This is a genomic window from Agathobaculum massiliense (assembly GCF_900291975.1).
Lineage (GTDB): Bacteria > Bacillota > Clostridia > Oscillospirales > Butyricicoccaceae > Agathobaculum > Agathobaculum ammoniilyticum.
Genome location: NZ_OMPN01000001.1, coordinates 530,418 through 553,251, shown reverse-complemented (window position 1 = coordinate 553,251; position 22,834 = coordinate 530,418). Strand labels below are relative to the sequence as shown.

Below are 22,834 nucleotides of genomic sequence, written 5' to 3'. Positions count from 1 at the left end.
AGACCGTGCAAAGTGTCCCTCCATAGGGGGACGCGCGGAGGGAGGGAAAACTGTGTCGGAGATCCGCATTAAGGAAAACGAGTCTATTGACAGCGCGCTGCGCCGTTTTAAGCGTTCGTGCGCCAAAGCGGGTACGCTTTCCGAGCTCCGCAAGCGTGAGCATTATGAAAGCCCGAGCGTCAAGCGCCGCAAGAAGTCTGAGGCCGCGCGCGCGAAGAAGAAAAAGTTCAGATAAGATCGGTTAAAGCGCGTTTTCGATCGAACAAAACGTTCCTGAGGGCTTCGGCTGAGGGACGTTCGCAGAAAGATGCCGCAGGAGGTATAACCTCCTGCGGCATCTTTCTGTCTGTAGCCGATGGGCGAAGTTTACAGTTCTTTCAAAGATTCTACAAACTTTAGACATATCGATCGGGTATTCTATTATCAGAGCAAGGGACCCCCCTTTTGACATATACTTCTTCATGGGAAGATAATAAAAATCTGTTCGGCCCTGTGGGACGGAATACCGCGCAGGCTCCCGGACAGTCCACAAACAAGAGGCGGTACCGCCCATTATTATAAAAACGCGCTTTGCAGAGGCAAAGCGCGTTTTTGGTGTGTGCTTATGATAGCGGCGGTTCAAGCCGCCCAGACTGTATAGCAGCGATATTGCGTGCTATGCAATCGCGCGGCCAGTCCCACCAACGGAGCGAAAACAGGGCAGACACCGTGCCGTCATCGAACCTTTGTCGAATGACCCTGGCGGGGACGCCTCCGACAATGGAATACGGCGGCACATCCCTTGTGACTACAGCGCGTGTACCGATTACCGCGCCGTCTCCAATCATAACGCCAGAGAGGAGTACCGTCTCATAGCCAATCCACACGTCGTTTCCGACAATGATACCACCCCCGGTTGTACCAAGCATCGGCTACATTGGACTTGTCCAGACCCCATTCCTCAAAAAACAGCGGGAAGGGATAGGCTGCGAGTGAGCGCGTATGGTTGGTGCTGGCGAGCAGAAAACGGGTTCCGCAGGCAATGGAGTAGTATTTGCCGATTATCAAACGGTCGTGGTTGATGGGATACTGGTACAGCACGTTGTTCCGCCTGAACAGGCGGGGGTCGTTTACAAAATCGTTATATATGGTATAGTCGCCGGCTATAATGCCAGGGCGGGTGGAGACGTTTTTTAGATAGACTATTTGATTGTCACCCGTGCGGGGATAAATGCGGGGTTCCGGAATAGTCACAAAATATCCTCCTGTTAAATGCGATTGAGCAGACTATTCCGGACAGGGCATTCCCGCGCAGTCTGATAGGAGATGGCCGCTGCTTTCGAAAAAACAAGACAGTGCAGGTATATGATTCGCAGGCGGGTTGTCGAAACAGACGGATTTTGTGTCTGATGCAGGCGGTGTGCATGGGTAGATGCAGAAAAGTGATTGAAAAAATCCTGAAAACAGCGTATACTATATTAGTTATGGAATTTAATGAGCCTTAATACAGGAGTTAGGAACGTATATGAGCAAAGCAAAACCGTCTTACGGTAATGAAAGCATTTCCTCGCTCAAGGGCGCGGACCGCGTCCGTAAGCGCCCAGGCGTGATTTTCGGGTCGGATGGTCTGGAGGGCTGTGAGCACGCGGTGTTCGAGATCCTCTCCAACTCGATTGACGAAGCGCGCGAGGGCTATGGCAGCGAGATCGTCACCACCCGATACGCGGATGGCTCGATCGAGGTCGCGGACCACGGCCGCGGCATTCCAGTGGAGTGGAATGAAAGCGAGCAACGGTATAACTGGGAGCTGGTGTTCTGCGAGCTGTACGCGGGCGGCAAATACAAGAACGACACTGGGGAGAACTACGAGTTTTCGCTCGGCCTTAACGGCCTGGGTACCTGCGCGACCCAGTACTCTTCGGAATATATGGATGTGACGGTCGTCCGCGACGGGTTCGAGTACACCCTGCATTTTGAAAAGGGCGAAAACAAAACCGGCACCAGAGAGGGCTTTGTCAAATCGCCCACGACCAGCAAAAAGACTGGCACCACCATCCGCTGGAAGCCCGACCTCGAGGTGTTCACGGATATCAACATTCCGGTGGAGTATTATCTGGATACGCTCAAGCGGCAGGCGGTGGTCAACAGCCATGTGAAATTTGTGCTGAAAAACCAGTCCGGCGGCAAGTTCGAAACCACCGAGTTTTTGTACCAGAACGGCATTGTGGATTATGTGACCGAGCTTGCGGGCGAGAACCCGCTGACCTCAGTGCAGTTCCTAGAAAGCGAGCGCCGCGGCCGTGACCGCGCGGACAAACCGGAATACAAGGTCAAGCTGTCGTGTGCGTTCTGCTTCTCGTCCGCGGTGTCGCAGATCGAGTATTACCACAACTCGTCCTGGCTGGAGCACGGCGGCGCGCCGGATAAGGCGGTGCGCTCGGCGTTTGTCTCCGCAATCGATGCCTACCTTAAGCAGAACGGCAAATATAACAAATCCGAAAGCAAGGTCACGTTCCAGGACGTGATGGACAGCCTGGTGCTGGTGACCAACTGCTTTTCCACCCAGACCTCGTACGAGAACCAGACCAAAAAGGCCATTACCAACAAGTTCATCCAGGAGGCGATGACCGATTTCCTCAAGCAGGGGCTGGAAATCTACTTCATCGAGAACAAGGCCGAGGCGGACAAGATCGCCGAGCAGATTCTGATTAACAAGCGCAGCCGTGAGCAGGCGGAAAAGGCGCGCCTGAACATTAAAAAGAAGCTGTCCGGCAATATCGATCTCGCTAACCGCGTGCAGAAATTCGTGGACTGCCGCACCAAGGACGTGACGCGCCGCGAGCTGTACATCGTGGAGGGCGACTCTGCGCTCGGTTCGGTCAAGCAGGGGCGGGACAGTGAGTTCCAGGCCATCATGCCCGTGCGCGGCAAAATCTTAAACTGCCTGAAGGCGGATTACGACAAGATCTTCAAAAACGATATCATCACTGACCTTTTGAAGGTACTCGGCTGCGGCGTGGAGGTGCGCGGCAAGGCCAGCCGCGACCTGTCCGCGTTCGATCTGGACGCGCTGCGCTGGCGGCGCATCATCATCTGCACGGATGCGGATGTGGACGGCTTCCAGATCCGCACGCTGATCCTGACCATGCTGTACCGGCTGGTGCCGACGCTGATCGAGCAGGGGTATGTATATATTGCGGAGTCCCCGCTGTATGAGATTACGCACAGGGACAAGAGCTATTTCGCGTTCGACGAGAGCGAAAAGGCCGCGATCCTAAAAAAACTGGAGGGCAAAAAGGTGCTTATCCAGCGCTCCAAGGGTCTGGGCGAGAACGAGGCCGACATGATGTGGGAGACCACCATGAATCCCGAGACCCGCCGCCTGATCCGCATTACGCCGGACGAAGCACAGGCGACCAGCGAGATGTTCGACCTGCTGCTGGGCGATAACCTGTCTGGCCGCAAGGAGTATATCGCGGAGAACGGGGCGCAGTATTTGGAGCTGGCGGATATTTCGTAACAAAAGGGGAGCAGGGGGGGAGTGATGGGACGTTTTCCGCAGATGGATGGGCTGCGCGCGGCCGCGGCCATGGCTGTTGTAATGCTCCATACAACGGCGGGGGCGGCCGGATGGCCGGAGGTTTGCTGCAATCAGCTTGCGCGGTTTTCCGTGCCGCTTTTTCTGATGCTTTCCGGCCTCGAATATGCAAAAGTGTACGCGTAAGGTGGGCGAGTGTATACGGGGAAGGGCACACTCGGCTTGGAAACGGCTGAAGCGGGTTCTGCCCGCGTACCCCGTCTGGTCGGCGGCTTATCTGCTGCTTGAAGCGGCTGCCGGCGTTTCCTATCTCGCCGACAGTATGATTCCTCCCGTGGACGGTGTTCTATGTGGGCGGGGCGCTGTTCCGGCGGCAGGTGGAGAGGGGGATGCCGCGGCTTTCCCTTTGTGTATGGCTGGGACGGCGAGCGCTGCCGCCGTACTGGGGACGGCAAAGCTGCAGCCCGTTGTGCGTGCGCTTTCGCTCCGGCCGGATATTACGGCATATGCCTTTACCTCTTTTCTGCTGCTGTGGGCGCTGTGCAGCCTGCCGCGGGATGTTCCGCGGCACGCCCGCGCAGTTAGCCGGTTATCCTTTGGACTTTATCTGTCGCATCTGCTGGTACTGCGCCTGTGGATAGAATGGACGACGCGTCGGCCAAAGGTGATGTACCTGCGGTTTGGGCAGCTTTGGCTGCTGGTGTTCGCCGGCGGGCTGCTGATTGCATCCGTGCTGGCCATTCTGCCGCACGGTAGTCTGCTGGGCGGCGCGCCGTGTAAAAATACGAAACAAACGGAGGGCCAGAATGGCGAAAAAACCTGAGATAAAACAATATAAGGAGCATCCCTCGGTGGACCAGCGCATCACGGACACGCTGCGCGAAAACTACATGCCGTACGCAATGAGTGTTATCGTCTCGCGAGCGATACCGGAAATCGACGGCTTCAAGCCCTCGCACCGCAAGCTGCTGTACACCATGTACAAGATGGGGCTGCTGAACGGCAACCGTACCAAGTCGGCCAATATCGTCGGCTCGACCATGAAGCTCAACCCGCACGGCGATGCGGCGATCTACGAGACCATGGTGCGCCTGACGCGCGGCAACGAGGCGCTGCTGACCCCGTTCGTGGACAGCAAGGGCAACTTCGGCAAGGTGTATTCGCGCGATATGGCCTACGCCGCGCCGCGTTATACCGAGGCTAAGCTGGATGCGTTCTGCGCTGAGCTGTTCCGCGATATTGATACGGACGCGGTCGATTTCATGGACAACTATGACGGCACGATGCAGGAGCCGACGCTGCTGCCGACCACCTTCCCCAATATCCTGGTATCGGCCAATACGGGCATCGCGGTCGGTATGGCTTCGAATTTCTGCGGTTTTAACTTGGGCGAGGTGTGCCGCACCACGATCGCGTATATCAAGGATCCCGCGCACGACCTGCTCTCCACCCTGCCCGCTCCCGATTTTTCGACCGGCGGCGAACTGATTTACGATGAAGCCGAGATGCGTGCGATTTACGAGACCGGCCGCGGCTCGTTCAAGGTGCGCGCCAGGTGGGCGCATAACAAAAAGGAGAACCTGATCGAGATCACCGAGATCCCCTATACGACGACCATTGAGGCGATTATCGACAAGATTGCCGAGCTGGTCAAGTCCGGCAAGGTGCGCGAGATTGCGGACGTGCGCGATGAGACCGACCTTTCCGGCTTAAAGATCGCCATTGACCTCAAGCGCGGCGCCGATCCGGACAAACTGATGGTGCGGCTGATGAAAATGACCCCGCTGATGGACAGCTTTTCCTGTAACTTTAATGTGCTGATCGGCGGCATGCCTCGCGTGCTGGGTGTGCGCGAACTGCTGGACGAGTGGACGGCCTGGCGTACCGAATGCGTTCGCCGCCGCGTGTTCTTCGACCTGAACAAGAAAAAGGACAAGCTGCACCTGCTGCACGGCCTGCAGAGGATCCTGCTCGACATCGACAAGGCGATCCAGATCATCCGCGAGACCGAGGAGGACGCCGAGGTTATTCCCAATCTGATGATCGGCTTCGGCATCGATCAGCTCCAGGCCGAGTTCATTGCAGATATCCGCCTGCGCAACATCAACAAGGAATATATCCTCAAACGAACGCAGGAGACCGAGGCGCTCGAAAAAGAAATCGCCAGGCTCGAGGAGATCGTAGGTTCCAATGCCAAGATCCGGAATATTATCGTCAAGGAACTGGAGCAGGTTATCAAGAAATATCCATCCGAGAGGAAGACCAGCCTTGTGACCGCAGGGGCGGTGCAGGAGTTCGATGCGGAGGACCATATCGAGGACTACCCCGTGCTACTGTTCCTGACGCGCGAAGGGTATTTCAAGAAGATCACGCCGCAGTCCTGGCGCATGTCGCAGGAGCATAAGCTCAAGGAGGGCGACGAGGTGGCCTGGCAGGCCGAGGCGACCAACAAAGCGGAGATTATCTTCTTCACCAATTTGCAGCAGGCGTATAAGGCGCGGCTGTATGACTTTGACGACTGCAAGGCCTCCGTGCTGGGCGATTATCTGGCCGCCAAGCTGGACATGGAGGACGGTGAAGCACCGGTGTATGCCCTGCTGCCGGGCGACTACAAGGGCAGCATGGTCGTCGTTTTCCAGAACGGCAAGGCCGCGCGCTTCTCGCTCGAGTCGTTCGAGACCAAGACCAACCGCCGCCGCCTGACAGGCGCGTATTCGGGCAAGTCACCCGCAGTGGCGTTCTTCCATCCGGTCGACGAGGAAACCGAAATCACCATGTTTTCCACCGCGAACCGTGCGCTGACGTTCCGCGCGGGCATGCTGGATATCAAGACCAGCCGCTCGACGCAGGGCGTGCAGGCGATGGTGCTGCGCGGCAAGCACACCATTACGCGCGCTTGTCGCATGGAGGATGCGGGCCTGACCGACAACGGCCGCTACCGCTGCCGCAGCATCCCGTCCATTGGCGCGCTGCTGACCGACGAGGATTTGCCGGAGCAGCAACTTAAGCTGTAAGTCTTTATCGTCCGAAAAACCGGACAGAGGGAGAGTTATGAATATTTTAGACGTGATGACCGCGAACGAAGGCTACTGCGCGCGGCATACCGATACGCCGCTTGCGCTGCAGGACCGCGCCAAGCTGCTGTGCTGGCAGTACAACCAGACTCGGCCGGACGAGGGGGAGCGCCGTGCGGCGCTGCTGCGCGAGCTGTTCGGAGACTGCCATCCGCTGACGTTTATCGAACCGTCGTTCCGCTGCGATTATGGCTTTAATATCCATACCCACGGTTTGACCGTCATCAACTATAATTGTGTTATTTTAGACACCTCGCCCGTACACATCGGCGAAAATGCGTTTATTGCCCCCGGGGTCTGCATCGCCTGCGCGGGGCATGCAGTGGACGCGGCGCAGCGTGCGGCCGGTATCGGCACCTCGCGCCCCATCACGATCGGGCCGGACGTGTGGATTGGCGCGAACGCCACGATCTGCGGTGGTGTGACGATTGGCGCGGGCAGCGTGATCGGCGCGGGCAGCGTAGTGACGCGCGATGTGCCGGCGGGCGTGATTGCGGCGGGCAGTCCATGCCGTGTGCTGCGGCCGGTCACCGAGGCGGATCGGGTGGAACCGCTTCGACTGTGAGCGACGCTTGCGTTTTGCTTTCGCACTGTGCTATAATAAACTTCACAAGAAAGGGGAGGTTTCCTGATGATCAATCAGAGCATGGCCGCGCTGGGAAACAACCGTTCGACCATCCGCGAGCTTTTTGAATATGGAAACAGCCGCGCCGCAGTCGTGGGGCGGGAAAACGTATTTGATTTTTCAATTGGCAACCCAAATGTACCCGCGCCCGACGCGGTGCGCCGGGCGATTCTGGAAGAGACGGCGGGTGATCCGGTCGCCTTGCATGGGTATACCTCCGCGCAGGGCGCGGCGGATGTGCGCAGGACGTTGGCCGACGACTTGAACCGCCGGTTTGGAACCGACTATACGGGTGACTGCCTGTATCTGACTGCGGGGGCGGCGGCGGCGCTGTCATGCGCGTTCCAGGCGATCGCTTGCCCAGGGGATGAGTTTATCGTGCTGGCGCCGTATTTTCCGGAATATAAAATGTTTATTGAAAGCGGTGCTGGGGCGAAATGTGTGGTCGTCCCGCCGGCTGTTCAGGATTTCCAGATCGATTTTGCCGCGCTTGCGCAGGCGTTGAATGCGCGTACCAAAGCGATCGTGATCAACTCGCCCAATAATCCGTCAGGCGCGGTGTATTCCGAGCAGACCATTCGGCGGCTGGCCGGCCTGCTGGCTGAAAAGGAGGAGCAATACGGACATCCGATCTATCTGGTGTCGGATGAGCCCTATCGGGAGATTATTTACGATGGGATCGAAGCGCCGTTCGTCCCACAGTACTATGAGAATACGATCGTCTGCTATTCCTACTCCAAGTCGCTCTCCCTGCCGGGCGAGCGCATCGGCTATGTGCTGGTTCCGCCGCAGGCGGCGGACAGCGCCGACCTGTATGCTGCTGTATGCGGCGCGGGACGCGCGCTGGGCTATGTGTGCGCGCCCAGTCTGTTCCAGCGTGTAGCGGCGCGCTGTGCGGGCCAGACAAGCGATATTACGGTCTACCAAACCAACCGCGATCTGCTTTATAACGGCCTTACGGAAATGGGCTACCGCTGTGTCAAGCCGCAGGGAGCGTTTTACCTGTTCCCGCAGACTCTGGAGCCGGATGACCGTGCGTTCTGTGAGTGGGCAAAGAAATATGATTTGCTGGTTGTGCCGGGGACGGATTTCGGCGCGCCGGGGCATATGCGTATCTCTTACTGCGTGCAGACCGAGACGATCCGCCGCGCGCTTCCGCTGTTCAAAAAACTGGCGGAAGAGTATGGGTGCAAATGAATTATGTAAATTCTACAATAAAGAATTATTTACATTGTGCAAAATGTGAATATAGATTGTGGAGTTCATACAAAAATATTGTTTGTATATTGTATGATATTCATAAAAACTGACGCTTGTTTTTTGTTGCTACTCCCTGTATGATAATAGCGGAGGCCGGAAGAGGGCCGCCGATATTGACAGGAGAGGAGTGATCCGCAGGATGAAATGCTTTTTTAACAATCTGGTAGCAGTCCGCACGATGGAACTGGATACCAACCGGATGAAGCCGGCTGCCCGTCAAGCGCGCCGCACTGCCAAGTAATCGCAATGAAAAATGGCAGCGCGACTGCCGGGGAGCTTGGAAATGAAAAGGAAAGACAGCAGGTAAAAGGCCTTCCGCATGGTTGACGGAAGGCCTTTTTTGTGCCGCTATCCGGAGCGTTTGCCGACAGGAAGAAACTCTGTGCGGAGACGGAAAAATTCCGTGCGTTCGCCGCGCGTTGCCGGCCGGATTTGCTTTTTGCCGCAGTCAGGGCAGGCGGCTTCCCGTTGACTGCCGTAGAACAGATAGTGGCAGTACTTGGTTTGACAGGCATAAATCATAGCACTCACCTCTCCTTGTGTATAGGATAGCAGCAAAGCTGTCCCATAAAACTCCCTTGCTTGCGGGAGCTTGAAAAAAATGCTATACTGTGCTTACGACAATGAGGAGGAAAGACAGAAATGACGGAACAAAAAGGTTCGCTGGTGCGTCAATTATACATGCCTGCGGTATTGTGTACCGCACTCTGGGGCAGCGCGGCGCCATGTATCAAGGCCGGCTATGGATTGTTCGGCATCCAGGCCGGTCAGTCGTTTTCCCAGCTTGTGTTTGCCGGCTGGCGGTTTGCGCTGGCGGGCCTGCTGGTCCTGCTGGTTGCAAAGTGCAAAAAGCACAGGATCATCCCGCGCAGGGAGGAATGGCGGCCGATCCTGTGGATCAGCCTGTTTCAGAGCATGATCCAATACATATGCTATTATATCGGCCTGTCGATGACGACCGGACTGAAAGGTTCGGTGTTATCCGGTACGCAGACTTTTTTTGCGCTCATTTTCGCGCATCTGTTCCTGCGGAACGATAAGCTGAACCGGCAGAAGTCAATCGGCTGCCTGTGTGGTCTGGCGGGGGTGCTGGTGCTCGGCATGGGAGGCTTGAACGGCTTTAACCTGTCGGGGGACGGGCTGGTGCTGCTGTCCGCGGTTTCGTCGGGCGCGGGCGCGCTGGTGTCCCGCATTTTCACGCCCGGCCGCGACCCCATGCTGCTGACCGGCTGGCAGTTGTTCCTCGGCGGATTGGTGCTTTACGGTATCGGCGCTGCCGGCGGCGGCCGGCTGGGAACGGTCAGCCTGCCGGGCGTTTTGCTGCTGGGATATATGGTGGTGCTGTCCGCAGCCGCGTTTACGATCTGGACCGCCTTGCTGGGTAAATTCCCCATCGGCAAGGTCAGTCTGTTCGGGTTCCTGATTCCGGTGTTTGGCGCGCTGTTTTCGGCGGTTGTGCTGGCGGAGGATGTGTTTACACTGCGCAATCTCACGGCGCTGGCGCTGGTCAGCGGAGGCATTGCGATCGCAAACTATGTGCGGACGGATAAAACGGGTGCGGGGCAGGCAGAATAAAGAGAAAAAGGGATTTTCAACATGATTTTTAGCTCGGCGGTCTTTTTGTTCATCTTTCTGCCCGTTGTATTTTTGCTTGACCGTCTGTTCCGCGGCACAAAAGCGAAAAACGCGCTTCTGCTGGCCTCAAGCCTGATTTTCTATGCGTTCGGACAACTGAGATATCTGCCGCTGTTGCTGTTGTCGGTTGCGCTCAATTACGGCTGCGGCCTGCTCGCTGCGGGAAAACGGCCGCGGTTGGGCGTGTGGCTCGCGGCCGCCGGCGGGATCGGCATGCTGGCGGTGTTCAAGTACGCGGACTTTTTGATAGGGACCGGTAACCGCCTGCTGGGGCTGTCCCTCCCGCTGACGGGGATTGCGCTGCCGGTCGGAATTTCGTTTTTTACCTTCCAGGGGCTTTCTTATGTGATCGATGTGTATCGTGACCGGACTGCCGTCTCCCGATCCTTTGTGAAGGTGCTGCTCTATATTTCGTTTTTTCCGCAGCTGATCGCCGGTCCGATCGTCAAGTATCACGACATTGAAAAAGAGATCGACGAGCGCCGCACAACGACGGAAGAGGCCGCGCTCGGCATCCGGCGTTTTATTTGCGGTCTGGCCAAAAAGCTGCTGGTCGCCAACACTATGGGACGGATGGCGGACGCGGTGTTTGCCCTGCCGGCGGGGGAGATCGGCATGCTTGCTGCCTGGATGGGCGCGCTTTGTTATACGCTGCAGATTTATTTTGATTTTTCCGGCTACAGCGATATGGCGATTGGCATGGGCCGGATGTTCGGCTTTCACTTTCAGGAAAATTTTCAGTATCCATATGCCGCTACCACGGTCAAGGAATTCTGGCGCCGGTGGCACATCTCGTTGTCCACCTGGTTCCGCGACTATCTGTATATCCCGCTGGGCGGGAATCGGAAAGGGCGGGGACGCACTTGGGCCAACCGTTTCATCGTTTTTTTCGCGACAGGGCTGTGGCATGGCGCGAGCTGGAATTTCGTATTGTGGGGGCTGTGGCACGGCTGCTTTTCCGTGCTGGAGGACAGCGGTGCGCTGCCGGTCGGCCGGCTACGCGGCAGGTTCCTCGGGCGAGTGTATACCCTGCTGGTCGTGGTGCTGGGCTTTACTCTGTTCCGCGCGGATACATTGGGGCAGGCGGGCGCGATGCTTGCGGCCATGTTTACAGGAGCCGGACTGAACTGGACTGGGACCGCGACTGTATGCTCATTATTGGATCCGGCGTTTCTGTTGACCTTGGTTGTGGCGCTGTTCCTGTCGTTCCCAGCAGCAAAATGTATCAAAATGAAATGGGAAGCGCCGGCCTTTGTCGGGGCGATTGTATTGCTGGTGCTGTGCATGTTTGACCTTTCGGCGGGTACGTTCAACCCGTTCATCTATTTCCGTTTTTAAGGAGGCTGGCATGAAATACCGGATTTTTACAGCGGCGTTCGTGCTGCTCTGTCTGCTCCCAGCGGCCGGCATGCTGTTTTTGCCGCCGACCCAGGCGGCGGGGAATGAAAGGCTGGCGCCAGCGCCGCACCTGAAACAGGAGGATGGGAGCTGGAACACGGAGTTTCTGGGCGACGTGACCGATTATGTGGCCGATCACTTTGCCCTGCGTCAGGAGCTGGTGACCGCGAACGCGTTGCTGCGTACTAAACTACTGGCCAGCTCGCCGGCGGAGGATGTCATTTATGGCAGCGACGGCTGGCTGTATTATGCACAGACGCTGGACGATTACCAGAACCATGCGACGCTGAACGCGCAGGAGCTTGAGCAGATCGCGCGGACCGTTGCGGAGATGCAGGCGTTTTGTCAGGCGCGCGGCGCGCGGTTTTTGTTTACCATTGCGCCCAATAAGAATTCACTGTATCCTGCGCATATGCCTTCGCGCTATTTGGTGAGCGATTCCCAGGGAAATTATGAGCGGCTCCGGCCGCTTCTGGAAGAATACGGCGTACAGTACGCCGATTTGTTTACGTTTTTTGCAAAACAGGAGGAGGTCCTGTATTTGCGGACGGATTCCCACTGGAGCAATCGCGGCGCAGCGCTTGCGCATGATTTTTTGATGCAGTCGCTTGGCCTGCCATATACCTGCTTTGGACAGGCGGCGTACCGCATGGCAAACACCCATCGCGGCGACTTATATGATATGCTGTATCCCAAGGGGACAGCCCTGGAAGAGCAACAGCAGTATCAAACGACGTTTTCCTATGTCAATGAGCCGCGCACAGCGGAGGATATTTTGATACAGACGACGAGCGGGAACGCACAAAACGGGCGTCTGCTGCTGTGCCGCGATTCGTTTGGCAACGCGTTGCACCCATTCCTGGCCGAGGATTTTTCCGAAGCGGTCATCACGCGGCAGATGCCGTACCCGTTGACGCAAGTGCAGGCGGGCGACACGGTGATTGTGGAGATTGTGGAGCGCAATTTATCCAACCTGCTCAAATACCCGCCCGATTTGGGGAACAACCAGGCAGCGGATTCCGTCGAATGAAATAAAGAAACCGTAGGAGGATCCTTACATGAAACAGAGAATAACAGCGATGCTTCTGGCGCTCGCCCTGTGCGGCAGCTTGGCAGCCTGTGGCAATGCGGAAGATACCGGCCGCGCAGAACAGCAGGAAGAGAACCAGACAGTGGATACCATGAAGCCGGACGCCCAGCCGGAGACGGAGCAGCAGGAGGACGAGGACAAGCCCTCTACGGATGCGCCGCAGACAGAGGAAGTGCCGGAAAAGCAGCCGGCTGCGCCCGGTGGCGCTTCCTCTGGCGGCGGAAGCAATACGTCTAATCCGCCGGCGGCCAGCGGAAGCTCGGGCGGAAGCACGCCGGCCACACCGCCGGCCTCGACCCCGTCCCCTGCGCCGCAACCCGAGCCGGAACCGGCGCCCGAACCCCCCAAACCGACCGCCGCGCAAGCATCGGGCTATGTAGGCTCGTCCGCTTCCGCAATGGAAAGCGCCCTCGGCTCGCCCAGTTCCAAGACCTATTCGCCGAGCTGCATGGGTGAGGGTGAAGACGGTATTTGGACCTATGACGGGTTCACGGTCTATACCTACCGCGAAAACGGTTCGGAAACCGTCGAGGCGGTACAGTAAAAGAGCAAGCCCCGTTCCGTGGGATACCACGGAACGGGGCTTTTGTAAAATGGTTGACACGATGGAGCGTGTGGATTATAATATAGATACTAAATTACTGATTTACTAAAGAGGATACGATATGAAAATACCAACGACACTGAAGCATAAGCCGGTCGTTACCGTGGAGAATTATGAAAATGTAGATGGGCGTGCGGCCTATCACAGCGACGCAAAAGGGCTGTCCCTTGGGCTGGCGCAGTGGAACGACCGCGGCCGTGTGGATATTTCGGCCAAGGTTTGGCGTTATACAGGGGAAAAATGGTCGCGCCAGTCCGAGGAACTCCCGTTGCACCGCGTACTCGATCTGGCCATCCTGATCTGCCGCGCGCGCGGCTATTTTGCGGATGCCTACCGCTTTCCCAAGCTGTATGATGAAGCCGCGCCGCAGATTGATCGGATTGGTGTGCAGGGCGATGCGATGACCGTTTCGGTCTGCACGGAAAATCCTATGATAGACGAGGATATCAGGCTGTTCTCAGAAGCCCTTTCGCGTGATGATGAAATGCTTGCGGAGCGGCTCCATCTTCTGAGCAATTTGCTGCAGGAAATGGGATATGGGCGGCGCAGTCGGGAATAAAAAGAGGGGAATGAAAGCGATGGCTTTCATTCCCCTCTTTCCTGCAGGCTGCGCACCGGACGGCAGGGGTTGCCAACGGCCAACACACCGGCAGGGATATCTCGATTAACGACGCTGCCCGCGCCGATCACCGTGTTATCGCCGACCGTCACGCCGGGGAGGACGCAGACGTTCCCTCCGATCCAGACGTTACTGCCGACTCGGATGGGCTTGGCATATTCAAGCTCCGCATTGCGCTGGGCAACATCAAAAGGATGCGCCGCGGTATAAAAGCCGCAGTTGGGGGCGATAAAGACATGCTCGCCAAAAACGACGGGCGCGGCGTCCAGGATCACAAGGTTGTGGTTGGCATAGAAGTGTTCCCCCACATGGATATGAAAGCCGTAATCACAGAAAAAGGATGGCTCGATCAGGACGTGCGTGCCGCAGGAGCCGAGCAAACCACGCAGCAGCGCGTCGCGTTGGTCGGCCGCAGAGGGCGGCAGGGAATTGTACTGGACGCATTGCTCCTTGGCAGCGTTCCGCGCGGCAAGAAGCGCTGCCTCGCTGGGGTCATACAAAGCGCCGGAAATCATTTTTTCCCGCTCAGTCATAGGGGGTTCCTCCTGTTTTTATAGGCTAATTCTGGTGGCGTACCAGTTCGTAGTCGTCTCCGGAACGGTAATAGGGACAGGCGCGCCCTTCGCGCATGACATGGTAGAATTCATCCTCGTCCAGATACGCTTCACAGACATATTCCTCCAGTTCATCGTCATACAGGTTGTACGCGCAGTCGTCGCAGCGTCCGGTCATAGCAGATCACCTCTTTTTTCTGTTAACAGAATATCATAAATGGGATAAAAGTTCAAATGGGTGCTTTTTATTTTGGGGACGATATGCTATGATGGAACAGGAAAACTATTTGGGAGCGTGAATCTCTATGAAGCTGTATACCTATCAAAAAGACGATGACGGCGTCGACCGCATCGGCGTGGGCTGCACCGGCTGGCCGGGGCTGCTTTGGCCGGTCGAAGCGTTCGGCTTGTCGTTTGCAGATATGAACGACCTGATCCGGCGCGTAACACCGGCGCAGCTTTCCCGCATGGCGGATGCGGAACAGGCGACCGAGGGGGCGGCGGTGCGGCTGGACAGCGTGCGGCTGCGCGCGCCGATACCGCATCCGGAGCAGGATGTACTGTGCCTAGGCATCAATTACGCGGACCACGCGGTCGAATCGGCGCGGTTCCATGAGGATGCTTTTCTGGTCAACCGCAAAAAAGCGGTCTATTTCAGCAAGCGCACTTATGAGGCGACCGGCTGCGGCGACCCAATCCCCTCCTATGAGGGATTGGTGGACAGTCTGGACTATGAGGCCGAGCTGGGCGTCATCATCGGCAGGGACTGCAAAAACGTTAGCGAGGCGGAGGCCGCACAGTATATCTTCGGCTATACGGTAGTGAACGACGTATCCGCGCGCAACCTACAGACCGCGCATAACCAGTGGTATTTCGGCAAGTCGCTGGATGGCTTCACACCGATGGGGCCGTGCATCCTGACCGCGGACGAGGTGGCGTTCCCGCCCGCGCTGGCGATCTCCTCGACCGTCAACGGTGAGAAGCGGCAGAACAGCAATACGGACCATCTGATCCACTCGGTCGCGGAGATCATCGCTGAGCTGACGCGCGGCATCACGCTGCGCGCGGGTACGATCATTGCCACCGGCACGCCGGCCGGCGTGGGTATGGGCTTCACGCCGCCGCAGTTTTTGAAGAAAGGCGACGTCGTCACCTGTGAGATCGAGGGCATCGGCGCGCTCACCAATACGGTGGAATAAAAACGGACATATACAAAGGGACCTTCCAAAGCGGGAAGGTCCCTTTTGCTTTGCGCCAAACGCCGGAAACCGCGGGGGAAATTTTGTGGAATGCGGACAGGCAATAGAAAAAGCGGAGTTTTTTAGCGGTTATGGCAAAGGAGAAACTGCTAAAAAAGCAAAATATTTTGCTAAGCCGAAACGGATAAGAACAAATTGATAGAAATACCGACAATACCCTGTGGTGAAAAGGCAGGGGTTACGGTTCAATATAGACAGAACAAAAAAGGAGGCGGATGCGAATGCATCGAATAGCGACCTTTGTCGAAAAGCTACCGGCGCACCCCAACGCGGAATATTATAAAGTCTACCCGCGTTCCGTGCGGCAATACCCGGGCGGTACGGCGTTCATGGCGGCGGACGAGCAGGGCTGTGATAAGCTGTATTCCTGCGGGGAAAAGGCTCCGTTCGAGGGGCTTCGGCGGGAAGCCGGAGGGACCGTTTTTTATGAATGTGAACTGAGCGCCCATAATGCCGCGGTGCTACGGGAGCTGTTCCCGTTCTGCGGGCCACAGAAAGTGCTTTCCCGAAAATGCACTTTCGGCACCGGCGACCGGCTGGGGCTGGCGACGCCCGGCCATATCGCGGCTGTCAGAAAATATGATGCCACGCCTGTTCTGGCACAGCAGTCCATGCGGGAGCTGTCGCTGACCGGCCGCACCTTCCGCGATGTAATCGATGATGTGACGTTTTATGTATTCCGAGAGGGCTATACCGGCGGCTACGGCGCGGACGGGGACCATCTGAAAACGATGGAAGAGATCGAAGCGGCGATCGGGAGCGGCTGCACGATGATTACCCTGGACCTGAGCGAGCATATACATCGTCCGGAGGAAAACCGCGGAGACGTGGATGACGCGGTAAAGGCGTACTATTTGGACCGTGCCTTTCCACTGGAGGGCGGTTATGAAATCCGCTTCAGCGAGCGGGAGCTGCGGGATGCAGTAACGATCTACGGGGAAGCGCTTGCCTTTGCGTCACAGGCCGCGCAGCGCTTTTTTAATCAGGAGGATGCGCCGGCGGAGCTTGAGATTTCGATCGATGAAACCATATTGCCGACAACACCGCAGCAGCATTTTTTCGTCGCTAATGAGCTTGTGAGAAAAGGCGTTCGTTTTGCCACCATCGCACCGCGCTTCACAGGGGAATTCCAAAAGGGAATCGACTATATGGGGGATCTGGCGCGGTTTGAAGAGGAGCTGAAGATCCATGTGGCGATCGCAAAAACCTACGGGTATAAGCTGTCTGTACATTCCGGAAGTGATAAATTCTCCATTTTCCCCTATGTGGGGCGCTGGACAGAGGGGAATTTCCATATCAAAACATCCGGCACCAGTTGGCTTGAGGCGATGAAGCTGACCGCGATGCAGGCGCCAGCGCTGTACCGCCAGATACATAAATATGCGCTGACGGTTTTTGAAAAAGCGCGCGCCTATTATCACGTCAGTGCGGACCCTGCGGCGCTGCCGGAGGTGGATCTTGTTCCGGAGGAACTGCTGCCCAAGCTGTTTGAGGAGGATAATTGTCGGCAGCTCATTCATATCACCTATGGCTATATCCTGCGGCATCCGGTATTTGGAAGCCTGCTTCGGCAGCTGTGGAAAAAGGAAACAGGCCGCTACACGGCCCTGATTGAACAGCATATGACACGCCATTTGGAATATCTGTCCGTGCCGTATACAGGGGAGTGATACCATGACAAATCAAAGCGTTCTGATGACCGCGCCGGGAGAAATCCAAATCGTTGAGGCGCCCATGCCGGTCAGGAAAGAAGGGGAAGCGCTGCTCGAGCTGCTCTACGGCGGCCTGTGCGGCAGCGATCTGGGCGCGTATCGGGGAACCTATGCCTATGCCAAATATCCAAACGTGCCAGGGCATGAGTTTTCCGCGAAGGTCGTGGAGATCGGAGAAAATGAGGCGGGGCTGCGGTCAGGCGATATCGTAACCGCAAATCCGTATTTCAACTGCGGGACGTGTTATTCCTGCAGGCGGGGACTGGTGAACTGCTGTGTGGATAATCAGACGATGGGCGTACAGCGCGCCGGCGCTTATTCGCGCTTTATCACGATGCCGGTCGAGCGGCTCTATCCGGTGGGGAAACTGGAGCCCAAGCTCGCAGCACTGGTGGAACCGTTTGCGATCGGATACCACGGCGTGCAGCAGGCGATGATACAGCCGGATGACCGCGTGCTGGTGGTAGGCGCCGGAACGATCGGCATTTTTACCATGCTGGCGGCAAAGCAGAAAGGCGCCAGGGTATACATCACCGATGTGGCTGAGGAAAAGCTGCGGATCGCGCAAAAAATGGGCGCGGATGGCGTTCTCCTGAACGACTCGCCGGAGCATTTTGCAGAGCAGGCGGCGCAGATCACACAGGGGGATGGTTTTGACGGCGCGCTCGAGGCGGTCGGCATGCCTGAAACGCTACAGCTCTGTCTGGACCATGCCGCGCACGGCGGGCATGTTGTGGTGATCGGTATTTCCAAACGGCACCTTGACCTGGATTCTAATATCATTCAGAAAAAAGAACTGATGATCCGCGGCTCGCGCAATGCACAAAAGCAGGATTTCCTGGATTTGATCGCATGGGTCACCGAGAATCAGCAGGCAGTCGCCCCCATGATTACCGACCTGTATCCGTTTACACAGGCGGCGGACGCGTTCCGCGAATTTGCGGCAGGGGCCGCCACCAAGCTCAAGGTAATGCTTCAGTTTTAATTTGTGGCAACACAAGAAAATAAAAAGGAGATGTAAGAATGAGGTACAAGAGAATTCTATCAATGGGTCTGGCAGCGGCGATGGCGGCGGGAATGCTGACAGGCTGCAGCAGCTCCGCGCAGGAAAACACCGGAAATGCGGCTTCCGGCGCGGGCGATAGCGCGGCGGAGCAGGTTGTGATCCAGTTGGGCTATGAGAACAATCCGGGCGAAGCGATCGACTTGGGGTGTAACGAATGGGCGCGGCTGGTAGAGGAGAAGAGTGGAGGCACCATGAAAATCGAGGTGTTCCCGTCCAGCCAGCTTGGCGCAAAGGTCGATTTGATCGACCAGATGCTGGCCGGAGCTCCGGTCATTACCCTGGCGGATGGTGCGTTCTATGCCGACCGCGGCGTGCCGGATTTCGGCATCCTTTTTGGGCCATATCTGTTCAGCGATTGGGAGGAGTGCTGGACGCTGACGGAGAGCGATCTCTATGCAGATCTGTGCAGTGACCTGGAGGAGCAGGGGCTAAAAATCCTTACCTCGAACTGGATTTACGGCGACCGTCACATTCTGTCCAAAAAGCCGATCCGCTCTCTGGCGGACCTGAAGGGCATGAAGATCCGTGTGCCGAGTAACGATATCCAGGTGGAGGGCATGCAGGTGCTGGGTGCGAACCCGACTCCCATGGCGCTGGGCGATGTGTATACCGCGCTGCAGCAGGGTACGATCGATGGCTTTGAACAGCCGATCACGGTTATCTATGCAGGCAAATATTACGAGGCCGCGAAGTATCTGACGCTGACCGAGCATGTGAAAAACAATACCACCTGGATTTGCGGCACGGACTTCTTCAATAGCCTGACCGCAGAGCAGCAGCAGATCCTGATCGAATGCGGAGAAGAGGCGGGCATTTACAACAATGAGCAGTATTTCCAGCAGGAGGAAGAAGCGCTGAATGCGCTGAAGGAAGCTGGTGTGGAGGTTATCGAGATAGATAAAGATGAGTTCCGCGAGGCAGCGCAATCGTTCTATCAGCTGGATAAGTTTACGTCCGTATGGTCGGACGGCCTGTATGACAGGGTTAAGGAGGCTATGGGAGCTTAACTTTTGCGGGGCCTAAGAATTCTTAGGCCCCTTCAATCTGAAAGGAGGAAAACAGATGAAAAACAAAGGCAGGCTGCTGGAGCGTCTTTTGAATCTGGATTTTGTCTTGAGCGGCGCGGCGTTTATCCTGCTGGTGCTGGTGACATTTGTCGGCGTTATCATGCGCTATCTGTTCAACAACCCGTTGACCTGGCAGGAGGAGATGCAGCTCAGCCTGATTATTTGGGTCGTGTTTTTCGGCGCCAGCGCGGCATTTCGTACAGGCGGCCATGTTGCTATCGAAATTATTGTGGACGCCATGCCCAAGCGGCTGCGGTTCGTCATTGAGGTACTGGGCTACCTTGTGACCTGTGTGGTTTTGATTTATCTGCTCAGGAGCAGCATTGATCTGGTCATGCAGATGGTGACAACCGGCCGCACCACCAACATACTGCGTATCCCGCAGCAATTTGTTTACGGCGCGTTTCCGGCGGGCTGTGTCCTGATGATTATCAACTATACCTATAGTATGTACCACTCCCACCTAAAGCGTAAGGATGCGGAAAAGGAGGAAGAAGTATGAGTATCAATCCTGTGGCAGCGGCCTCTATCATCATGCTGGTGCTGCTGTTCCTCAAGGTACCGGTATTCGCCTCGGTATTCGCCGCCGCGGCCGCTTATTTCTTTCTGATGCCGGATCTGCCGCAACAGATTGTTGTGCAGCGTATGCTAGCCGGTGCGGAGAGCATCCCGATGCTTGCGATCCCGTTTTTTGTGTGCGCGGGTACGTTTATGAACTATTCCGGCGTTACAGCGCGCGTCATGCAGTTCTGTGAGGTGCTGACGGGGCGGATGACGGGCGGCTTGGCGCAGGTAAACGTATTGCTGTCCACTCTGATGGGGGGGCTTTCGGGCTCCAACCTGGCGGACGCGGCGATGGAGGCCAAGATGTTGGTGCCGGAAATGGAAAAGCGCGGCTTTTCCAAGGAATTCTCGTCGGTCGTAACCGCGTGCTCGGCCATGATTACGCCGCTGATCCCGCCCGGCATTGCGATGATCGTTTACGGCTCGATCGCGAACGTTTCAATCGGCAACTTGTTTATCGCCGGTATCGGCCCCGGGCTGCTGCTGTGTGTGACGATGATGCTTCTGGTATCCATCATTTCCCACAAGCGAAACTACAAGCCGCTCCGCACAGAGCGGATGAAAGCGTCGGACTTCATGCGCGCGCTCAAAGAGGCGGCGCTGCCGCTCTGCTTGCCGATCATTATTATCGGCGGTATCCGCCTGGGTATTTTTACACCTACCGAGGCAGGCACCGTTGCGATCGTTTACTCGCTGCTGCTCGGCGTGATTTATCATGAGCTGACGATGGACAGCTTCATAAAAGGTATGAAAGAAACGATCATCACGACCTCCGGCATCATGCTGATCATCTGTGCGGCAAACGCATTTGCGTGGGTACTGACCCGAGAGCGTATTCCGCAGATGATTACGGAACTGATCGTCGGCCTGATCGACAACAAATACATCTTCCTGATCGCGGTAAATATTTTCCTGCTGATCGTCGGCATGTTTATCGAGGGAACCGCAGCGATGATCGTACTGGTCCCGCTGCTGGCGCCGATTGCGGCGGCCTACGGCATCCATGAGATCCAGTTCGCCATGACGGTTATCTTCAATATGGCAGTCGGCTGCATTACCCCGCCGATGGGTACGCTGATGTTCGTTACCTGCGGCATTACAAAATGCAAGATTAAAAATTTTATCATAGAGGCAAGACCATTTTATGTTCTGCTGCTGGTGTGCCTGATGCTGCTGACATTCGTCCCGATTTTCTCGGTCGGCGTCCTGCAGTTATTCGGACTGGCATAAGGGGGAATCGGTTTTGGAAACGCTATGCTATCAAACCCTGCCGGACCAGAACGCATTCATACTGCGGACTGGAACGGAACGCTTTTTACAGTTTGGCGAAGGGAATTTCCTGCGCGGCTTTGTAGATTATTTTATCGACTGCGCTAATGAGCGCATGGGGTTGGACAACAAGGTGATTGTTGTCCAACCGATCAAGAGCGGGCTGGCGGACGTGATCAACCGACAGGACGGCCTGTACCACCTTTATCTGCGGGGCGGCGAGCCGTCGGCGCCCCAAGTGCAGAGCCGGCTGGTCAGTTCAATCAGCCGGGCGATCGACCCCTACCGTGATTTTGAAGCGTTCCTTGCCTGCGCGGAGCAGCTGGAACTGCGTTTTATTGTTTCCAACACGACCGAAGCGGGGATATCCTGCCGTACGGAGGACCGGCTGGAGGACTGCCCGGCAGCTTCCTTCCCCGGCAAGCTGACGCAATTGCTGTGGAAGCGGTATCAATGCTTTGGCCAACAAAAGGGCAAGGGGTTCATTGTTCTTTCCTGCGAGCTGATCGACCACAACGGACAGGAACTGAAAAAATGCGTGCAAACTTATGCGGGGCGCTGGGGACTGCCGGAAGACTTCCTCAACTGGCTGGAGGAGGAAAATGTGTTCTGCGATACGCTGGTCGACCGCATCATAACCGGCTATCCAAAGGAGGATGCGGAGCGCCTGAATCAGGAAAACGGTGTGGAGGACCGCCTGCTGGATACCGGCGAGCCTTTCGCGTTCTGGGCGATCCAGGGTCCGGAATGGATGAAGCAGGAGCTTCCGTTTGAACAGGCCGGACTGCCGGTGGTGATCGTCCCCGATTCATCGTATTATAAAAAGCGCAAGGTGCGCATCCTGAACGGCGCGCAGACCGGCATCTCATTGGCGGCATACCTAATGGGCAGCGACATCAGCCTGGACTATATGGCCTGCCCGCTGTGCGTCCGCTTTGTCCGCCGGATGATATACGACGAAATCATCCCATATTTGCAGTTGGACGACGCGGATATGCGCGCCTTTGCCGATCAGGTGATGGTGCGCCTGAATAACCCCTTTATCCAGCATAGCCTGCTGGCAATCTCACTCAATTCGGTTTCCAAGTGGAAGGCAAGGGTTTGGCCGAGCCTGCTGGCCTATTGGGAGCAGAATGGGGAGCTGCCGGTCTGCACGGTGTTCTCTCTGGCCGCGCTGCTCGAATTTTACCATCTGCACTCCAAAAACGCACAGGGCTACTACGGCGCGCGCGAGGGGATCCCCTATCCGGTCAGAGATGACCAGGATGTTCTGGAATTTTTCTGGGAACACCGAGAGGATACGCCGGAAAAGCTGGTGCGGTTCTGCGGGGAAACGGTGTTTCCAGAAATCGGCGGCATACCGAAACTGGCGGAACAACTGGCAGGGCTGCTTGCGGATATACGGCAGCAGGGGATCCGCACGGTATTTGACACGCTGATGGATGAATAATTTTGCTGACCTCTTTTTCTTTTCTTCACTTTTCAAAACGCCGCAGGGGTGACCCTGCGGCGTTTTGGCCG

General features: G+C 56.6%; 22 protein-coding genes and 1 pseudogene. 19 read left to right on the top strand and 4 right to left on the bottom strand.

Translation table 11 applies throughout. From position 1 onward, the window contains the following. Window positions 1-52: 52 nt before the first annotated feature. Window positions 53-235: a 30S ribosomal protein S21 gene (gene rpsU, locus DBQ51_RS02750; protein ID WP_031472056.1), complete on the top strand. Its 183-nt coding sequence runs from the start codon at window positions 53-55 to the stop codon at window positions 233-235. Window positions 236-602: 367 nt separating this feature from the next. On the opposite strand, the pseudogene DBQ51_RS02745 reads toward rpsU, so the two are convergent. Beyond that, window positions 603-1,233, bottom strand: a pseudogene (locus DBQ51_RS02745) (CatB-related O-acetyltransferase). 271 nt (window positions 1,234-1,504) lie between these two features. Here DBQ51_RS02745 and DBQ51_RS02740 point away from each other — a divergent pair. From DBQ51_RS02740 to DBQ51_RS02715, 6 genes are all read left to right on the top strand, one after another. Then, window positions 1,505-3,499, top strand: coding sequence for a DNA gyrase/topoisomerase IV subunit B (locus DBQ51_RS02740; protein ID WP_107630709.1), 1,995 nt, complete (start codon window positions 1,505-1,507; stop codon window positions 3,497-3,499). 24 nt (window positions 3,500-3,523) lie between these two features. Then, window positions 3,524-3,703: an acyltransferase family protein gene (locus tag DBQ51_RS02735; protein ID WP_107630708.1), complete on the top strand. Its 180-nt coding sequence runs from the start codon at window positions 3,524-3,526 to the stop codon at window positions 3,701-3,703. 226 nt (window positions 3,704-3,929) lie between these two features. Then, a complete protein-coding gene (locus tag DBQ51_RS02730) occupies window positions 3,930-4,340 on the top strand; it encodes a hypothetical protein (protein ID WP_054326130.1) in 411 nt (136 codons plus the stop codon). Continuing rightward, window positions 4,324-6,531 carry a DNA gyrase/topoisomerase IV subunit A gene (locus DBQ51_RS02725; protein ID WP_107630707.1) on the top strand — a complete coding sequence of 736 codons (2,208 nt, stop codon included), beginning with the start codon at window positions 4,324-4,326 and terminating at the stop codon, window positions 6,529-6,531. The genes DBQ51_RS02730 and DBQ51_RS02725 overlap by 17 nt, the downstream gene beginning before the upstream one ends. A gap of 37 nt (window positions 6,532-6,568) precedes the next feature. After that, window positions 6,569-7,156, top strand: coding sequence for a sugar O-acetyltransferase (locus DBQ51_RS02720; protein WP_054326132.1), 588 nt, complete (start codon window positions 6,569-6,571; stop codon window positions 7,154-7,156). A 66-nt stretch (window positions 7,157-7,222) separates the two neighbouring features. Beyond that, complete coding sequence (locus DBQ51_RS02715; protein ID WP_107630706.1) at window positions 7,223-8,413, top strand: pyridoxal phosphate-dependent aminotransferase; 1,191 nt, start codon at window positions 7,223-7,225, stop codon at window positions 8,411-8,413. A 411-nt stretch (window positions 8,414-8,824) separates the two neighbouring features. On the opposite strand, the gene DBQ51_RS16405 is transcribed toward DBQ51_RS02715, so the two are convergent. Continuing rightward, a complete protein-coding gene (locus DBQ51_RS16405) occupies window positions 8,825-8,998 on the bottom strand; it encodes a hypothetical protein (RefSeq protein ID WP_159068048.1) in 174 nt (57 codons plus the stop codon). A 120-nt stretch (window positions 8,999-9,118) separates the two neighbouring features. Between DBQ51_RS16405 and DBQ51_RS02710 the strand changes: the two genes are divergently transcribed. The 5 genes from DBQ51_RS02710 (at window position 9,119) to DBQ51_RS02690 (ending at window position 13,762) form a co-directional block, all read left to right on the top strand. Next, a complete protein-coding gene (locus DBQ51_RS02710; RefSeq protein WP_107630705.1) occupies window positions 9,119-10,051 on the top strand; it encodes a DMT family transporter in 933 nt (310 codons plus the stop codon). Between the two features lie 21 nt (window positions 10,052-10,072). After that, window positions 10,073-11,449: an MBOAT family O-acyltransferase gene (locus tag DBQ51_RS02705; RefSeq protein WP_107630704.1), complete on the top strand. Its 1,377-nt coding sequence runs from the start codon at window positions 10,073-10,075 to the stop codon at window positions 11,447-11,449. Window positions 11,450-11,459: 10 nt separating this feature from the next. Continuing rightward, window positions 11,460-12,539: an alginate O-acetyltransferase AlgX-related protein gene (locus tag DBQ51_RS02700; protein ID WP_107630703.1), complete on the top strand. Its 1,080-nt coding sequence runs from the start codon at window positions 11,460-11,462 to the stop codon at window positions 12,537-12,539. A 28-nt stretch (window positions 12,540-12,567) separates the two neighbouring features. Next, on the top strand, window positions 12,568-13,143 hold the full coding sequence (locus tag DBQ51_RS02695) for a hypothetical protein (protein WP_107630702.1): 576 nt from the start codon (window positions 12,568-12,570) through the stop codon (window positions 13,141-13,143). A 121-nt stretch (window positions 13,144-13,264) separates the two neighbouring features. After that, the gene (locus tag DBQ51_RS02690; protein WP_054326138.1) at window positions 13,265-13,762 is read left to right on the top strand and encodes a DUF6530 family protein; all 498 of its coding nucleotides are present in this window, start codon (window positions 13,265-13,267) and stop codon (window positions 13,760-13,762) included. 26 nt (window positions 13,763-13,788) lie between these two features. On the opposite strand, the gene DBQ51_RS02685 is transcribed toward DBQ51_RS02690, so the two are convergent. Continuing rightward, complete coding sequence (locus DBQ51_RS02685; RefSeq protein ID WP_054326139.1) at window positions 13,789-14,355, bottom strand: sugar O-acetyltransferase; 567 nt, start codon at window positions 14,353-14,355, stop codon at window positions 13,789-13,791. Between the two features lie 25 nt (window positions 14,356-14,380). Continuing rightward, window positions 14,381-14,554, bottom strand: coding sequence for a DUF6472 family protein (locus DBQ51_RS16770; RefSeq protein ID WP_162838360.1), 174 nt, complete (start codon window positions 14,552-14,554; stop codon window positions 14,381-14,383). Between the two features lie 127 nt (window positions 14,555-14,681). On the opposite strand from DBQ51_RS16770, the gene DBQ51_RS02680 reads away from it, so the two are divergent. The 7 genes from DBQ51_RS02680 to DBQ51_RS02650 all read left to right on the top strand — a co-directional run bounded on the left by DBQ51_RS02680 (window position 14,682) and on the right by DBQ51_RS02650 (window position 22,763). Continuing rightward, window positions 14,682-15,575 (top strand): fumarylacetoacetate hydrolase family protein, encoded by an 894-nt coding sequence (locus tag DBQ51_RS02680; protein ID WP_107630701.1) that lies wholly within the window; start codon window positions 14,682-14,684, stop codon window positions 15,573-15,575. 281 nt (window positions 15,576-15,856) lie between these two features. After that, window positions 15,857-17,305 carry a tagaturonate epimerase family protein gene (locus DBQ51_RS02675; protein ID WP_054326140.1) on the top strand — a complete coding sequence of 483 codons (1,449 nt, stop codon included), beginning with the start codon at window positions 15,857-15,859 and terminating at the stop codon, window positions 17,303-17,305. A 4-nt stretch (window positions 17,306-17,309) separates the two neighbouring features. Beyond that, window positions 17,310-18,332 carry a zinc-binding alcohol dehydrogenase family protein gene (locus tag DBQ51_RS02670; RefSeq protein WP_107630700.1) on the top strand — a complete coding sequence of 341 codons (1,023 nt, stop codon included), beginning with the start codon at window positions 17,310-17,312 and terminating at the stop codon, window positions 18,330-18,332. Window positions 18,333-18,370: 38 nt separating this feature from the next. After that, window positions 18,371-19,420, top strand: coding sequence for a C4-dicarboxylate TRAP transporter substrate-binding protein (locus DBQ51_RS02665; RefSeq protein WP_054326141.1), 1,050 nt, complete (start codon window positions 18,371-18,373; stop codon window positions 19,418-19,420). Window positions 19,421-19,475: 55 nt separating this feature from the next. Continuing rightward, a complete protein-coding gene (locus DBQ51_RS02660; RefSeq protein ID WP_054326142.1) occupies window positions 19,476-19,982 on the top strand; it encodes a TRAP transporter small permease in 507 nt (168 codons plus the stop codon). Next, window positions 19,979-21,274 carry a TRAP transporter large permease gene (locus tag DBQ51_RS02655; RefSeq protein ID WP_054326143.1) on the top strand — a complete coding sequence of 432 codons (1,296 nt, stop codon included), beginning with the start codon at window positions 19,979-19,981 and terminating at the stop codon, window positions 21,272-21,274. The genes DBQ51_RS02660 and DBQ51_RS02655 overlap by 4 nt, the downstream gene beginning before the upstream one ends. Before the next feature lie 13 nt (window positions 21,275-21,287). After that, window positions 21,288-22,763 (top strand): tagaturonate reductase, encoded by a 1,476-nt coding sequence (locus tag DBQ51_RS02650; RefSeq protein WP_107630699.1) that lies wholly within the window; start codon window positions 21,288-21,290, stop codon window positions 22,761-22,763. Window positions 22,764-22,834: the final 71 nt, after the last annotated feature.